This window comes from Streptosporangium minutum, from assembly GCF_002149035.1.
Lineage (GTDB): Bacteria > Actinomycetota > Actinomycetes > Streptosporangiales > Streptosporangiaceae > Streptosporangium > Streptosporangium minutum.
The window spans coordinates 1-14,781 of record NZ_NGFP01000238.1 but is presented as its reverse complement, the minus strand read 5'-3'; the positions used below and the strand labels follow the sequence as shown (position 1 = coordinate 14,781).

13 protein-coding genes and 1 pseudogene are annotated in these 14,781 nt (G+C 71.4%); 9 read left to right on the top strand and 5 right to left on the bottom strand.

Annotation, left to right across the window (positions count from 1 at the left end; genetic code table 11):
- Positions 1 to 131: pseudogene (locus tag CA984_RS35290) on the bottom strand (class I SAM-dependent methyltransferase); the annotation flags it as partial.
- Between the two features lie 6 nt (positions 132 to 137).
- On the opposite strand from CA984_RS35290, the gene CA984_RS35285 reads away from it, so the two are divergent.
- From CA984_RS35285 to CA984_RS35260, 6 genes are all read left to right on the top strand, one after another.
- Positions 138 to 761, top strand: coding sequence for a class I SAM-dependent methyltransferase (locus CA984_RS35285; protein WP_242676345.1), 624 nt, complete (start codon positions 138 to 140; stop codon positions 759 to 761).
- A gap of 147 nt (positions 762 to 908) precedes the next feature.
- A complete protein-coding gene (locus CA984_RS35280; RefSeq protein ID WP_086577752.1) occupies positions 909 to 1,703 on the top strand; it encodes a DUF1295 domain-containing protein in 795 nt (264 codons plus the stop codon).
- 392 nt (positions 1,704 to 2,095) lie between these two features.
- Entirely contained in the window at positions 2,096 to 3,040 is a 945-nt protein-coding gene (locus CA984_RS35275; RefSeq protein ID WP_086577751.1) for a thiaminase II/PqqC family protein, read from the top strand.
- A gap of 9 nt (positions 3,041 to 3,049) precedes the next feature.
- The gene (locus CA984_RS46640; RefSeq protein WP_165781528.1) at positions 3,050 to 4,108 is read left to right on the top strand and encodes a thiaminase II/PqqC family protein; all 1,059 of its coding nucleotides are present in this window, start codon (positions 3,050 to 3,052) and stop codon (positions 4,106 to 4,108) included.
- Positions 4,081 to 4,995, top strand: a complete 915-nt coding sequence (locus tag CA984_RS45655; protein ID WP_165781527.1) for a DMT family transporter — start codon at positions 4,081 to 4,083, stop codon at positions 4,993 to 4,995. Before CA984_RS46640 ends, CA984_RS45655 begins: the two co-directional genes overlap by 28 nt.
- Positions 4,996 to 5,067: 72 nt before the next feature.
- Positions 5,068 to 6,000, top strand: coding sequence for a GNAT family N-acetyltransferase (locus tag CA984_RS35260; RefSeq protein ID WP_086577749.1), 933 nt, complete (start codon positions 5,068 to 5,070; stop codon positions 5,998 to 6,000).
- A gap of 82 nt (positions 6,001 to 6,082) precedes the next feature.
- On the opposite strand, the gene CA984_RS35255 is transcribed toward CA984_RS35260, so the two are convergent.
- Positions 6,083 to 6,715 (bottom strand): TIGR03085 family metal-binding protein, encoded by a 633-nt coding sequence (locus CA984_RS35255; protein WP_086577748.1) that lies wholly within the window; start codon positions 6,713 to 6,715, stop codon positions 6,083 to 6,085.
- A 176-nt stretch (positions 6,716 to 6,891) separates the two neighbouring features.
- On the opposite strand from CA984_RS35255, the gene CA984_RS35250 reads away from it, so the two are divergent.
- A complete protein-coding gene (locus tag CA984_RS35250) occupies positions 6,892 to 8,673 on the top strand; it encodes an ABC transporter ATP-binding protein (protein WP_242676344.1) in 1,782 nt (593 codons plus the stop codon).
- Between the two features lie 64 nt (positions 8,674 to 8,737).
- Entirely contained in the window at positions 8,738 to 10,516 is a 1,779-nt protein-coding gene (locus tag CA984_RS35245; RefSeq protein ID WP_086577746.1) for an ABC transporter ATP-binding protein, read from the top strand.
- 200 nt (positions 10,517 to 10,716) lie between these two features.
- Here the strand turns inward: CA984_RS35245 and CA984_RS35235 are convergent, their stop codons facing one another.
- The 3 genes from CA984_RS35235 to CA984_RS35225 are packed head-to-tail and all read right to left on the bottom strand — an operon-like array spanning position 10,717 to position 13,484.
- Entirely contained in the window at positions 10,717 to 11,715 is a 999-nt protein-coding gene (locus CA984_RS35235; protein ID WP_086577745.1) for an ABC transporter substrate-binding protein, read from the bottom strand.
- A gap of 36 nt (positions 11,716 to 11,751) precedes the next feature.
- Positions 11,752 to 12,516 carry an amino acid ABC transporter ATP-binding protein gene (locus CA984_RS35230; RefSeq protein ID WP_086577744.1) on the bottom strand — a complete coding sequence of 255 codons (765 nt, stop codon included), beginning with the start codon at positions 12,514 to 12,516 and terminating at the stop codon, positions 11,752 to 11,754.
- Positions 12,513 to 13,484, bottom strand: a complete 972-nt coding sequence (locus CA984_RS35225; RefSeq protein WP_086577743.1) for an amino acid ABC transporter permease — start codon at positions 13,482 to 13,484, stop codon at positions 12,513 to 12,515. The genes CA984_RS35230 and CA984_RS35225 overlap by 4 nt, the downstream gene beginning before the upstream one ends.
- A 376-nt stretch (positions 13,485 to 13,860) precedes the next feature.
- Between CA984_RS35225 and ppk2 the strand changes: the two genes are divergently transcribed.
- A partial coding sequence (ppk2, locus tag CA984_RS35220; protein ID WP_108724662.1) for a polyphosphate kinase 2 occupies positions 13,861 to 14,781 on the top strand: 921 nt, incomplete at its 3' end.

Below are 14,781 nucleotides of genomic sequence, written 5' to 3'. Positions count from 1 at the left end.
GCGCGCAGCGAGAACCGGTCGGTGATCCGCAGGCCGCCGAGGTTGTCCTCGATCGCGGTGACCGAGGGCAGCATGCCGCCGGGGAAGATGTACTTCCGCACCCACGTGTGGGTGTCCAGCGTGGCCAGCATCCGCTCGTGCGGCATCGTGATCGCCTGGATCGCGATCCGGCCGACCGGGGGGCCGTGGTGGTGTCGATCACCCTGTCGCGGGAGCAGCGGGAGCTGGCCCGCGCCAGGGTCGCCGGCACCGGGCTGTCGGACCGGGTGGAGATCCTGCTGGCCGACTACCGCGAGGTGAGCGGCAGTTACGACGCCATCGTCAGCGTCGAGATGGTCGAGGCGGTCGGCGCGCGCTACTGGCCGGTCTACTTCGCCGCGCTGGAGAGACTGCTCGCCCCCGGCGGCCGGATCGCGATCCAGGCGATCACGATGCCGCACGAGCGGATGCTGGCCACGCTGGACACCCACACGTGGGTGCGGAAGTACATCTTCCCCGGCGGCATGCTGCCCTCGGTCACCGCGATCGAGGACAACCTCGGCGGCCTGCGGATCACCGACCGGTTCTCGCTGCGCGCGGACTACGCCGAGACGCTCCGGCTGTGGCGCGAGCGCTACCTGGAGCGGGTGGACGCCATCGGCGCCCTCGGCTTCGACGAGACCTTCCACCGCATGTGGACCCTGTACCTCGCCTACTCGGAGGCGGGTTTCCGCTCGCGCTACCTGGACGTCTGGCAGTTCACCCTCGGGAGGCGATCATGACCGTCACCGCATCCCGCGCCCCCGGCCCCCGGGCGGGCGGGGGCGCGATGTCCGACCTCCCGGGCCGGCCGCGGGCCGTCCCCTCCGGACCTCCGGGGCGACCGGGGGGCGCGATGCCTGATCGGCCCGGCGGGACGGAGGGGCGGGATGTTTGACCTCGCGGCCTTCGCCTGGTCCCTGCTGCTGTCGGCGGCGGCCCTCACGGCGCTGCTGGCCCTCACCCTGGCCGTCGCGCTCCGGGTGGGCCGCCACTCGGTGATCGACGTGGCCTGGGGCCTCGGTTTCACGGTCGTCGCCCTGGTGTCCTACGCGTCGTCCGGCGGCGATCCGGCCCGGCGGCTGCTGGTGCTCGTGCTCACCGCCGCGTGGGGGGTGCGGCTGGCAGCGCACATCGGGCGGCGCAACATCGGGGAGGGCGAGGACCCGCGCTACGAGCGGATGCTCGCCCGCGCCCCGGGCAGCCGCACCCTGTACGCCCTGCGCGCCGTCTACCTGACCCAGGGCGTCACCCTGCTGTTCGTCTCGCTGCCGGTCCAGGTCGCCATGTTCGAGACGGACCCGCTCGGCTGGACCGCCTGGGCGGGGGTGGCGCTCTGGCTGGTGGGAGCGTTCTTCGAGACGGTCGGCGACTGGCAGCTCGCCCGCTTCCGCGCCGACCCGGGCACCGGAGGCAAGGTCCTGGACACCGGCCTGTGGCGGTATACCCGCCATCCCAACTACTTCGGCGACGCCTGCGTGTGGTGGGGCCTGTTCCTCGTCGCGGCCGACCAGTGGCCCGGCGTGCTGACCGTGCTCTCCCCGGTTCTCATGACCTACTTCCTGGCCGGCAAGACCGGAAAGCCGATGCTGGAGAGGCAGCTTTCCAGGTCGCGCCCCGGCTACGCCGACTACGTCCGCCGTACCAGCGGGTTCTTTCCACTGCCGCCCAGGAAAACGCGCTAATCAGAGTTCACGGATATCGCTGATTTAAATAGGGTGGTATATCGGCCCGTGATACAAGCCTTGACTCCCGTATGCGTCCGCCTTAGTGTCTGACACTGGTCGCCGCATATGCGTAAATCGACCAGTATGTGCGGCGGGACATCTTTCCCTGCGGTCGCGGAGAGTCGAGGAGGTGTTCTATGCGGATCAAGCGTCGTGCCAAGGTGACCGCTCTTTCGGCTGTTCACCTGTGATGTGACGGACCGCCAGAAGGCCGGCACCCTGGGTGCCGGTCTTCCTCCTGTGTTTCACCTCCCGACGTCAGAAGGGGACCAGCCGTGCCGGTGAACTTCCTTCCAGTAAAGCCATTTCTCCGGGCCACCGTACGGATCGGAGAAAAAGGCGAGGCCGAATTGCACACACCCGGCGGCGTTCTGGAGGTCGAGGCCCCGGAGGGGATGGGGCAGCGGGATTTCCTCCGGCTGCTCCGGCTGCTCGACGGCAGCAGGACGATCGGCGACCTGGAGCGTGAGACCGGTCTCGACGGCGAGGCGGTGCGCGAGGTCGTCGAGCCCGCCGTGGTGTGGGGCCTGGTCGACGACGGCGCCGTCCCGGCGGCGTCCTCGGGGCTGGCGGTCCTGTCCCGCCTGGAGGACGTCCTGAACCGGCTCCTGGAGGATCTGGTCTTCGCCGGGCCCTTCTGGCGCGAGGTCCTGGAGCGCCCGGAGACCCTCCAGCGCAACGTCTTCTTCGGCTTCGGCCTGGAGAACTGGTTCTTCCTCTTCCGGGAGAACGAGTTCGACTCCGCCGTGCTGGCCCTGGCCGAGAGCGCCGAGCTCAGAGCGATGCTCAACGACTTCTACCAGGAGGAGCACCGCCACGACGACATCGTGCTCCGCGCCTTCCAGCCCCTGGGCGTCACCCGCGACGACCTGCTGAGGGCGCGTCCCCTGCCGACCACGACCGCACTGATCAAGACGCTGTCCTGGTGGGCGCGGACCGATCCGCTCTTCTTCGTCGCCACGATCGGCGTGCTGGAGGGCCGCCTCGACTCCGACTCCGACGGCCCCGACGGGCGGATCGCCTACGACTCCTTCCTGGCCGCCTGCGACCGGATCGGCCTGGAGCCGGCCTTCGTCGAGCCGATGCGCGCCCACGCCCGGGTCAACGCGGGGCACGACCACGGATCCGTCAGCCGGGAGCTGTTCGCGCGGGTACCCGGCGTCGACGCGGAGACCGAGCGGCGCTGGCACGACAAGGCGCACCTGTTCGTGGAGGCCTACGCGGCCTTCTTCAACGGCATCCTGGAGCACTACTCCGACCCCCGGCGCCCGCTGCTGCGCACCGGCGACATCTGAACAGGAGACATGATGAGCGACTTCGCCGGGTTCCGGCGGCCCTCGCTGCGCCCGGGGGTGCGGTCGGGCCCCACAGCGGACGGCGGCATCGAGTTCACCTACCTCGACGGGCGCCGGTTCGTCGAGTTCGAGTTCGACGCCGGCCGGGCCGAGAGGTTCCAGGACTTCGTCGCCGTGCTGGCCGGGGGCGGCCTGAGCGCCGCCGAACTCGGCGCCGCCTTCCCCGGGAGCCCGCAGGAGTACGGCGAGATGCTCGCCGCCCTGGACGAGCAGGGCATGATCGCCGAGGCGGAGGAGGCCGCGGAGGGCGGGATGAGCGGCGTCAGCGCCTACGCCCACCTGCGCAGGCACGCCGATCGAGTGCGCGCGGAGGTCCGCAGCCCCCTGGTCGAGGCGCTCGTCGACGGCAGCGTCACCCGCGGGCAGCTCATCGGCTACGCGGTCGAATATTGGCACATCACCCACCTGTGCCCCCGGGCCCTCGCCCCGGCGCTGGCCCGTGACGACCTGGGCCTGCCGGTGTGGGAGAAGCTGATGCACTTCTACATGACCGAGCGCAATCACGACCGCATGATGGAGAAGTCGCTGGCCGCGGTCGGCGTCCCCCGGGAGACACTGCTGCGCGCCCAGCCGCTGCCGGCCACGATGGCGATCATGGCCTCCCTCGGTGTGTACGCCTACAACTTCCCGCTGGCGCTGATCTCGACGCTCTTCCCCATGGAGGAGCCCGAGCCGGAGTTCCTGGAGCTGTTCCGCCTCCGCTGCGCCGAGCTGGGCCTGCCGGAGGGCTTCGTCCGGCCGATCGTCAGCCACTCCGACGTCAACGAGGACGAGGCGCACGAGGCGGTCTCGCTCGACCTGCTGGCCGACTTCCCCTACCTGAGCACCGAGACGGTCCGCGAGTGCGCGAAGGCGGTGGCCGACGTGATCGAGCAGCGGGCCCGTCTCGACGCGGAGGTCGTCTCCTGGTACGGCGCGGGCGGGGAACTGCGCGACTTCGGTCACCACGGCTACCCGACACAGGCAGGCAAGGCTCTCACGTGCGCCCCGCTGACATCCTTGGCATAGGCGTCCTCGCCTCCGTGTGGGGCACGAACTTCCTGCTGGTCGAGGAGGCGCTGGAGGGGATCAACCCCATCCAGATCGTCCTGATCCGGCTGATACTGGGCGCGGCGGCCCTGGTGCTCCTCGCCCGCGCCCGCCGTACGGCGCTGCCGCGCGGAGGTGTGGTCTGGCTGAAGCTGGCCGGGATGGGGCTGCTGGGCCAGGCCGTGCCCTGGCTGCTGTTCGCCTGGGGGCAGGAGGAGGTCACCGGCGCCCTGGCCGGGGTCTACACCGGCCTGACGCCGCTGATGACCGTCCCGGTGGCCTGGCTGCTGCTGCGCGAGCGCCCCACGGCCGCCGAGATCGGCGCCGCCGTCATCGGCTTCGCCGGGCTCGCCGTCGTCCTCGCCCCCTGGAGCGGCGGCGAGCGGGCGCCCCTGGGCGGTCAGCTGCTGTGCCTGGCGGGGGCGACCTGCTACGCGCTCGCCTACAGCTACGCCGGCCGGCTGATGCGGACGCTCACCGACGGCAAGCTCGCCCTGGCCGCCGCCCAGGCACTGGCCGCCTCGGCGATCATGCTTCCGGCCGGGAGCGGGCAGCTCGCCCATCCGGTGCGCCTGACGTGGCTGATCGCGCTCTGCCTGGCGCTGCTGGGCGCGGGCACGGCCGTCGCCTTCCTGGTCAACTACTGGCTGATCGCCCGGGTCGGCCCGGTGCGGGCGTCCCTGGCGTTCTACCTCATCCCTGTGGTCGCGGTCGTGGCCGGGCTGGTCGCCAGGGACGAGCGGCTCAACCCGAACGAGGCGCTCGGCTCGGCGCTCATCCTGGCCGCCCTCGCGGCCCTGTACGTCTGGGAGCGCACCCGGGAGGCGAGACCGGCGCCCGTCCCCGGACCGGCGCGGACCCGCTGACGACCGAGACCCGCCGGAGCGGCGCCCCGCCGGCGCCGGCATGGAACCCCGCTGACATGGAGGCACGCCGACATGGAACTCCGCGACGACTCCGGGCTCTCGGTCGCCGTCGCCTCCGCCGGGGAGGCACTGGCCCTCTCCCGTGACCGGCGGGCCCTGCCGCCGGGCGTCAACGTGCTGCGGGTGCCCGATCCGCCCGCCGGGAGCTGGGTCGAGCTGGCCCGCGCCGGGTTCGTCCGCAAGCCCTCGTGGATCACCTGGGTCTCCCCGGTGTGCGACACCGACGAGGAGTGGCTGGCCCGGCTGCCCAAGCGGTCCCGCTACGACGTCCGCCGCGCCCGGCAGGCCGCGGCGCGGGAGCTGCGCCAGGTGGTGCGGCAGCCCGTGGAGCCCGCCGGGCTGGAGGAGTTCCTCCTGCTGTACGGGAGCATGGTCGCCAGGATGCCCCACGGCGTGGGGTTCGCCGCGTCGCTACGGGAGGCGATCCTCGCCGAGGAGCGCCACTACGCCGTCTACGCCTACGGCGAGGACGGCATGGCGGGCGGCTGCCTGTGCCTGGAGAGCCCGCAGACCGGCACGGTCAAGCTGCGCTTCTCGGCCGTGGACCCGCTCTGGCGCGACCGCAGCCTGGCCCGCGTCCTGTACGCCGAGGCCGTCGCCGTCGCCCGGCGCAAGGGCTACCGCCGAGTGACCCTGGGGAACGACCCCAACCTGTACGGGCACATCCCGCAGCCGGGCCTGCTGACCTTCAAGGCGCGCCTGGGGTTCACCCCGGTCGCGGCGGAGCCGTTCGGGATGAACCCGTGGCGGGACGAGGCCGACCTCCTGCTCTCCCTGGACGGCCTGAACGATCTCGTCCTGATGCTGGGATACCTGGGGGACGTCTCGGCCGGGGACGGTTTCCCGGGGTATCGGCTGGAGGCGCGCAGCCGCCGCCCCGTCGATCCGGGCCGTTGCGACTTCCCGTTCGTCCTCGGCGCCAGGCATCGCCTGCTGCCGGACTGAGACGGCCCCGGACGGCCCCTGACGGCCTCGGAGACGCCCCGGACCGGCCGGGGAGACGCCCCGGAGCGGCCCCGAGACGGCCTCAGACGCCCAGCGGCGCGTCCATCAGCCTGGCCACGGCCTCCTCGCCGCCGGCGACGTCGACCCTGGCGTGCGACTGGCGGCCGAAGCAGAACAGCAGGAGCTCGCCCGCGGTGCCGGTCACCTCGACCCGGGGGGCGTTCTTGGCCCCGCCGAGGGCGACGCCCCCGCCGATGCGGTGCAGGACGACGCCGACCGGGGACCTGCGCAGGAACAGGCGCCTGCCAGCGCGCACCTGCTTCCAGAAGGTCTCCTCCAGGTCGGCCGGGAGCTCGCGCGGCTCCCAGACCCGCTGCGCGCGCCGTACGTCCTCGTGGTGGATGAAGAGCTCCATGGTGTTGACGGCCTTGTCCATGCCGGGCACCAGGCCGTAGATTCCGGCCGGGCCGGAACGGACCAGCCTGACCAGGCCCGCGTAGCCGTGCCTGGCCTTCAGGGACTCCTGCACCGAGGCGGTGTATCCGGCCAGCGGCTTGATCGCGATGCCGCCGGCGGCGTCCGGGCGGCGTTCGCGCAGGACGAGGTGGGCGGCGAGGTCGAAGGTGGTCCAGCCCTCGCAGAGCGTGGGGGCGTCCGGGCCGAGCTGGACGAACAGGTCGCTGAGCGCGGCGCGCTCGGCGCGGGCGTGAGTCATCTGATGATCCTAACAACGTCGTTGTCCTGGAAATCAGGGCAGATCGGGGCGGGACGCGACCCTCCGGGGAGGAGGCTGGGGGAATAAGGACGCGATCCCGCGTGATAGTGACTTGTAGCAATGTTTCTCAGCGAAAGGACACCCCCCGAGTGGCGAGCAAGGTGACTTCCGCCGTCATGCGTAAGGGACTCCGCGTACTCGGGGTGGCCATCAGGGCCGAGAAGGCGGTCTTCGCCGCAGCCACCCTGTCCAGCGCGCTCTACGGCGTCATGACGGTCGCTTCGGCGTGGGCGCTCGGCTGGGCCACCGAGAACGTCGTGCTGCCCGCGTTCGCCGAGGGGGAGGTCGCCACCGGCACGCTCGTCCTCGGCGCGCTCCTCATCGTCGGCGTGTCGCTGCTCAAGGCGTTGGGCGTGGCCGGCCGGCGCTTCTTCGCCGGCGTCATGCAGTACCGGATGCAGGCCCGGTCCCGCCGGGAGGTCACCCGGCAGTACCTCAAGCTCCCGCTGGCCTGGCACCACCGGCATCCGACCGGCCAGCTGCTGTCCAACGCCAGCTCCGACGCCGAGGCCGCGTGGGCCCCGCTCGCGCCGCTGCCGATGGCGGTCGGCGTGGTCGTGATGCTCTTCACCGCGGCGATCGCGCTGGTGATCACCGATCCCGTCCTCGCCCTGGTCGGGTTCCTGATCTTCCCGGCGATCGCCGTCCTGAACCTGGTCTACCAGCGCAGGCTCAGCCCTCTGGCCACCCGCGCCCAGCAGCTCCGCGCCGAGGTCAGCGAGATCGCGCACGAGAGCTTCGACGGCGCGCTGGTCGTCAAGACCCTGGGCCGCGAGGACGAGGAGACCGGCAGGTTCCAGGCCAGGGCCGAGAAGCTGCGCGACGCCAACATCGCCGTCGGCCGTGTCCGCGGCCTGTTCGACCCGATGCTGGAGGCCCTGCCCACCCTGGGCGTGCTGGCCGTGCTGCTGGTCGGCGCGGGGAGGCTGGAGAGCGGCGCGATCAGTTCGGGCGTCCTGGTCCAGGTCGCCTACCTGTTCACCCTGCTGGCCTTCCCGATCCGCGCGCTCGGCTGGGTCCTCGCCGAACTGCCCCGCGCCGTCGTCGGCTACGAGCGGGTCCAGGACGTGCTCGCCGCGACGGGCTCCATGGAGTACGGCGCCGCCACGCTGCGGGGCACGGCTCCGGCCAGGCTGGAGGTCCGCGACCTCGACTACGCCTACGACGACTTCCCGGTCCTGCGCGGGGTGAGCTTCGAGGCCGAGCCGGGCCGTACCATCGCCCTGGTCGGCCCCACCGGCTCGGGCAAGTCCACGCTCACCCAGACCTTCGTCCGCCTGGTCGACCCGGCGGCGGGCGCCGTGGTCGTGGACGGGGTAGACCTGCGCGAGGTCGCCCGCGGCGGGGTCAGCGACGCGGTGGCGCTGGTGCCGCAGCAGACGTTCCTGTTCGACGACACCGTGCGCGGCAACGTCGCCCTCGGCCTGCCGGTCGGCGACGAGGACGTCTGGGCGGCGCTGCGCCTGGCCCAGGCCGACGGCTTCGTCAGCGCCCTCCCCTCCGGGCTCGACACCAAGGTCGGCGAGCGCGGCACCACCCTGTCCGGCGGACAGCGCCAGCGCCTGGCCCTGGCCCGCGCACTGGTCCGCCGCCCCCGGCTGCTCATCCTGGACGACGCCACCTCCAGCGTGGACCCACAGGTCGAGGCCAGGATCCTGTACGGCCTGCGGGACGCGGCCCAGGCCTCGACCGTGATCGTCGTCGCCTACCGGATGGCCACCATCGCCCTGGCCGACGAGGTCGTCTACCTGGAGCACGGCAGCGTCGTCGACCGGGGCAGCCACGACCTGCTGCTCGCCCGCTGCGAGGGCTACCGCAACCTGGTCACCGCCTACGAACGCGAAGAGGCCGAGCGCGAGGCGCTCGGAGCAGAGGAAGAGGAAGAGGTCAGCGCGTGAGCGAGCGAGTCGGTCAACACAGCGGTCCGGTGCGTCTCCGGACCGGCGAACCGCTGGGCGAGGGATGCGCGTGAGCTCGCTTCAGGGGGTCGAACGGTCGGCGCTGGCCACCGTCAGGCACGGGCTGTCGCTCACGCCGGAGTTCCGCAAGGGGCTGGCCGGGACGCTCGCGCTGGCCGTGCTGGCCACACTGGGCAAGGTGATCGTGCCGATCGCCGTCCAGCAGACCATCGACCGCGGACTCAAGGGCGAGGTCCCCGACCTGCCCTACATCCGCGCCGCCGTGCTGCTGTGCGCCGCGGCCGTGGTGCTGACGGCGGTGTGCGCGTATCTGATGAACGTCCGCCTGTACAAGGCCACCGAGACCTCGCTGGCCGGGCTGCGGGTGCGCGGCTTCCGGCACGTGCACGACCTGTCGGTGCTCACCCAGAACTCCGAGCGGCGCGGCGCCCTGGTCTCCCGGGTCACCGGCGACGTGGACCAGATCAGCGTGTTCATGCAGTGGGGCGGGCTGATGATCATCATCGCCCTGGGGCAGCTCCTGGTCGCCACCGTGCTGATGTTCGTCTACTCCTGGCAGCTCGCCCTGCTGGTCTGGGTCTGCTTCCTGCCGCTCATGGTCGTGCTGCCCCGCTTCCAGCGCTGGCTGTCGGGCGCCTACACGCTGGTCCGCGAGCGCACCGGCGACATGCTCGCCGCCGTCAGCGAGTCGGTCGTGGGCGCGGCGGTGATCCGGGCCCACGGGGCGGAGTCCCGTACGGCGGGTCGGCTGGACACCGCGATCGACGCCAACAAGGCCGCGCAGGCCCGCACGCAGCGGATCGTCGCCACCGTCTTCCCGCTGACCGAGATCGTCGCGGCGGTGGCGCTGGCCGGAGTGGTGCTGCTCGGCGTGCGGCTGGGCATCGGCGGCGAGATCACCGCCGGGCGCCTGATCGCCTTCCTGTTCCTGATCACGCTGTTCGTCTCGCCCCTGCAGATCGCCACCGAGGTGCTCAACGAGGCGCAGAACGCGATCGCCGGCTGGCGGCGCATCCTCGGCGTGCTCGACACCCCGCCCGACGTCGCCGACCCCGGCCCGGAGGGCGTCGAGCTGCCGCGCGGCCCCATCTCGGTCTCCTTCGAGGAGGTCGGGTTCTCCTACCCCGGCGGGGTGCCGGTGCTCAGCGAGGTGTCGGTGGACATCCCGCCGCGTTCGCGGATCGCGGTGGTGGGGGAGACCGGCTCGGGCAAGACGACCTTCGCCAAGCTGCTCACCCGGCTGATGGACCCCGTCTCCGGCCGGGTCACCGTCGACGGCGAGGACCTGCGCGCGGTCCGGTTCTCCTCCCTGCGCGAGCGGATCGTCATGGTGCCCCAGGACGGCTTCCTGTTCGACGGCACCCTGGAGGAGAACATCCGCTTCGGCCGCCCGTCGGCGACCGAGGCGGAGATCCGGCTGGCCATGACCGAGCTGGGCCTCACCGGCTGGCTGGAGGGCCTGCCCGCGGGCCTGGCCACCCATGTCGGCCAGCGCGGGGAGTCGCTGTCGGCGGGGGAGCGCCAGCTCGTGGCACTGGCCCGCGCCTACCTGGCCGACCCCGACCTGCTCCTGCTCGACGAGGCCACCTCGGCGGTGGACCCGGCGACGGAGGTACGGCTGGCCCGCGCCCTGGAGGGGGTCACGCGGGGCCGCACCGCCATCTCCATCGCCCACCGGCTGTCCACCGCCGAGGCCGCCGACGAGGTGCTCGTCTTCGACAGGGGCCGGATCGTGCAGCGCGGCCCGCACGCCGAACTCGTCGAGGAGCCCGGCGTCTACGCCGACCTGCACGCCTCCTGGGTCTCGGCCGCCCGCTCGTAGAGGGTTCTCTCGAAGGGGTGGGGGCTGGCCGTCTCGGGGTCGGCCCCCAGGTCGTAGAGCGGGGTGTACCCGGCCGCCAGGCAGAGCCCGGCGGCCTCGGGTAGATCCTGCGGCAGCCTTGCCGTACGGCCTCCCGCTCCAGCTCGCGCACGACGGCGAGGCCGAGACCGCGACGTGCCGCACGTCGGCGGACTCGACGGTCACCCGTCCTGCCGGGGCAGGCCGGGCGGGTTGATCCGCGACTCCGTCACGGCCTCGTTCTCCAGGCCCCAGCGCTTGAGCACCTCGGCGTACTCGCCGTTCTCGATCAGCGTGTTCAGCGCCTCGCTGACCGGCTTGACGAGTCCGTTGCCCTTGAGGGTCATGGCCGCGATCAGGCCGTCGAGCGAGCCGCCGCCCGAGAGCGTCCCGGCGATCCTGCTGTCGCCGCCGACGGCCACCTGGTAGGCGATGTGCGGGTTGGGGCCGAGGTAGGCCTGGACGCGACCGGACTTCAGGGCCAGCAGGACGTCGCCGTACTTCTGGTAGTACTGGATCTGGGCGGCCTTGAGCCCGGCCTTCCGGTTCTGCGCGTCCCACTCCAGCAGGATCTTCTCCTGGTTGGTGCCCGACCCGACCGACACGTTCAGCCCCGCGATGTCGGCCGCCTTCTCGATCCTGGTGATCGGGCTGTTCACGGATGTCTGCCAGGCGAGCTGGTCCACCCGGTAGGTGGCGAAGTCGTAGACGTCCTTGCGCTCCTCGGTCACGGTGACGTTGTTGAAGACCAGGTCGTACTTGCCGGACTTCGCCGCCAGGAACAGGTTCTCCCAGGAGGTGTTCTCCTCCTGGAGCCTCAGGCCCAGGACGTCGGCGACGAGGTGGGCGATGTCGGTCTCGACGCCGATCAGTGTGGTGTCGTCGTCGGCCAGGGAGACCAGTGGCGGCGTGCCCTCACCGTTGAAGCCGACCGTGAGCACCCCCTTGGCGCGGATCGCCTCGGGGACCTGCGCGGCGATGGAGTCGACCTTGCCGGCGCGGATCCGGTTCTGCTCGGGAGAGGTGTTGATCCTTAGCCCGCCGCTCCCAGACGGGGCTGCGGCGGGCGCCGCCGCGGGCTTGGCGGCGGTGCCGGAGGCGCTCTCGGAGGCGCCGCAGGCCGCGGCGAGCAGCAGGGGCAGCGCGACGGCGACGGGGGTGAGCCTTGACAACAGGGACATGTCGATCCTTGCTCGGTGACGGAGGGGGCGGAGGGGTCAGAGGACTTTGCTGAGGAAGAGGCGGGTGCGTTCGTGCCGGGGGGAGTCCAGCACCTGGGCGGGGGAGCCCCGCTCGACGATCCGTCCCTCGTCCATGAACACGACGGTGTCGGCGACCTCGCGGGCGAAGCCGATCTCGTGGGTGACGACGATCATGGTGGTGCCGCTCCGGGCGAGGTCCTTCACCACGTCGAGCACCTCCCCGACGAGCTCGGGGTCCAGCGCGGAGGTCGGCTCGTCGAAAAGGATGACCTTGGGTTCCAGCGCGAGGGCGCGGGCGATGGCCACCCGCTGCTGCTGGCCGCCGGAGAGCTGCCTGGGGTAGGCGCCGGCCTTTCCGGCCAGCCCGACCCGCTCCAGCAGGCGGGCCGCCAGCTCCTCGACCTCGGCCCTCGGCCGGCGCTGGGCGGCCAGGGGGGCCTCGGTGACGTTCTGCCGCACGGTCAGGTGCGGGAACAGGTTGAAGTTCTGGAAGACGAACCCGATCTTGGTCCGTTGCCGGAGGATCTCGCGCTCGGGCAGCTCGTGCAACCTGTCGCCGATCCGGCGGTAGCCGACGAGCTCGCCGTCCACGCTGATCGAGCCGCTGTTCACCTTCTCCAGGTGGTTGACGGTGCGCAGCAGGGTCGACTTGCCCGACCCGGAGGGACCGATGACCACCGTGACCTCGCCGGGGGCGACCTGGAGGTCCACCCCGCGCAGCACCTCCAGCGACCCGAAGCTCTTGTGCACGTCCCGCAGGTCGACCATCGCGGCGCTCATGCGCGGCCCTTCCCGTAGTGGCGCTCGAGGTAGTGCTGGACGACGGACAGGACCGTGGTCATGACCAGGTACCAGATGGTCGCGACGAGCAGCAGGGCGATGACCCTGCCGTTGCGGTTGTAGATCACCTGAACCTGGTAGAACAGCTCGGGCAGGGCCATGATGTAGACCACCGAGGTGCCCTTGACCAGTCCGATGATCTCGTTGCCCGCGGTGGGCACGATCGAGCGCATGGCCTGCGGCAGGATGATCCGGAACAGCTGCCTGGACCTGGGGATGCCCAGTGCGGCGGCCGCCTCCCGCTGGCCGTGGTCCACCGAGAGCAGCCCCGCCCTGACGATCTCCGCGGCGTAGGCGGCCTGGTGCAGCGCGAGGCCGAGCGCGGCGGCGGTGACCGGGCCGATCAGGTCCATGGTGCCGATGTCGAAGAACGACGGACCGAACGGGAGGCCGAAGGAGAGCCGCGGGTACAGCAGCGCCAGATTGTACCAGAACAGCAGCTGCAGGATGAGGGGGATCGACCGGAACAGCGCGATGTAACCCCAGGCCACCGAGGACAGCAGCGGGTTGGCCGACATCCGCATGAGCGCCAGCACGGTGCCCAGCAGGAAGCCGAAGCCGATCCCGAGCGCGGTCAGCTCCAGCGTGAAGACCACCGCGCGCAGCACGGAGGGGGCGAAGAGGAACTCCCCGACCACCTCCCACTCCCAGGCGGGGTTGGTGATCAGCGCGCTGGCCGCCATGGCCAGCAGCACGACCACGGCCGCGGCGGTCACCCACCGTCCCGGATGCCGGGTGGTGACCACCTTCGGCGCCGGGCCGCCGCTCCCGCGGTCCTCCGGCGGTCCGCTCCCGGCGGGGCGGGGCGCCTGCGGCCCGGCCGTCGCGACCGTCGCGGGGGAGCCGCCGCCCCCGCCGCTCTCCGGCCCGTCGTGCGCACCACCGATGTCCAAGAACTCCACGGCCATGGTTGCAGCCTTCCTGCGGGTCGTCTGAGCGGGAGGGGGGAGGCGGCGCGTGCGGAGGGCGCCGCCGGGTGATCGGAGGGGTCAGCGGGGGCAGAGGGAGAACCGTGTGCGGCACGGGTCGATGTGACCGCGAGTCACCGTTCGTAGCTCGGCCTGCATGGCTCTCACTCCAGCACAGGCGCTTAATACCGTCAAGACCTACTTGTTTAGTGGGTTTTTGTCGGGACTGCCGGCACCGGCCCCGGTCAGCCCGGCCCCGGCCGGCCTCGCCGATGCCGGCCGGGGCCGGGGATCCGATACCCGCCCGTCCGAGGATTAGGGCTGCCGCGGGGAGGTAGGGGGACAGGTGAGGGTGTGGAACTCGCTGGGGGGACTCATGACAGATGTGCTGGGCGGGGAGCCCGCGGACGGGCAGTTCCCGGTGCTCGACGTGCGTTCGGCCGTGGTCCGCAGCGATCTGCTCGACGAACTGCCGAACCTGCGCGTCCTGGACGATGACGACGACGATCCCGTCCTGGTGCGGATGGACGGCACCCCCGTGGACACCTGGCGGGAGAAATACCCCTACGGCGAGCGGATGGACCGGGCCGAGTACGACCGTCTCAAGCGGCTGCTCCAGATCGAGCTGCTCAAGCTCCAGTATTGGATGAAGGACACCGGCGGGCGGCTGGTCGTCCTGTTCGAGGGGCGCGACGCGGCGGGCAAGGGCGGCACCATCAAACGGTTCATGGAGCATCTCAACCCGCGCGGGGCCGGCGTGGTCGCCCTGGAGAAGCCCAGCGAGCGCGAGAGCACCCAGTGGTACTTCCAGCGTTACGTCTCCCACCTGCCGGCCGCGGGGGAGATGGTCTTCTTCGACCGCTCCTGGTACAACCGCGCCGGAGTGGAGCGGGTGATGGGCTTCTGCTCGCCGGAGGAGTATCTGGAGTTCATGGAGCAGGCCCCCGAGTTCGAGCGCATGCTTGTCCGCGACGGGATCCACCTGGTCAAGTTCTGGTTCTCCGTCTCCCGGTCCGAGCAGCGCACCCGGTTCGTGATCCGCCAGGTCGACCCGGTGCGGCAGTGGAAGCTGTCGCCCATGGACCTGCAGTCGCTGGACAAGTGGGAGGACTACACCGAGGCCAAGGAGGACATGTTCCTGTACACCGACACCGAGCAGGCGCCGTGGACGGTGATCAAGAGCAACGACAAGAAGCGGGCCAGGATCGAGGCCATGCGCCACCTCCTGAGCCAGTTCGAGTACGACAACAAGGACCACGAGGTCGTGGGGGAGCCCGACCCCAGGATCGTCGTCGAG

Excerpts from the sequence above, each read along its gene's own strand:
- CA984_RS35255 (WP_086577748.1), bottom strand. The coding sequence starts at position 6,715 with ATGACTCACGCCCGCGCCGAGCGCGCCGCGCTCAGCGACCTGTTCGTC.
- CA984_RS46640 (WP_165781528.1), top strand. The coding sequence starts at position 3,050 with ATGATGAGCGACTTCGCCGGGTTCCGGCGGCCCTCGCTGCGCCCGGGG.
- CA984_RS35230 (WP_086577744.1), bottom strand. The coding sequence starts at position 12,516 with ATGAGCGCCGCGATGGTCGACCTGCGGGACGTGCACAAGAGCTTCGGG.
- CA984_RS35260 (WP_086577749.1), top strand. The coding sequence starts at position 5,068 with ATGGAACTCCGCGACGACTCCGGGCTCTCGGTCGCCGTCGCCTCCGCC.
- CA984_RS35225 (WP_086577743.1), bottom strand. The coding sequence starts at position 13,484 with ATGGCCGTGGAGTTCTTGGACATCGGTGGTGCGCACGACGGGCCGGAG.
- CA984_RS35235 (WP_086577745.1), bottom strand. The coding sequence starts at position 11,715 with ATGTCCCTGTTGTCAAGGCTCACCCCCGTCGCCGTCGCGCTGCCCCTG.
- CA984_RS35245 (WP_086577746.1), top strand. The coding sequence starts at position 8,738 with ATGCGCGTGAGCTCGCTTCAGGGGGTCGAACGGTCGGCGCTGGCCACC.
- CA984_RS35250 (WP_242676344.1), top strand. The coding sequence starts at position 6,892 with ATGCGTAAGGGACTCCGCGTACTCGGGGTGGCCATCAGGGCCGAGAAG.
- CA984_RS35280 (WP_086577752.1), top strand. The coding sequence starts at position 909 with ATGTTTGACCTCGCGGCCTTCGCCTGGTCCCTGCTGCTGTCGGCGGCG.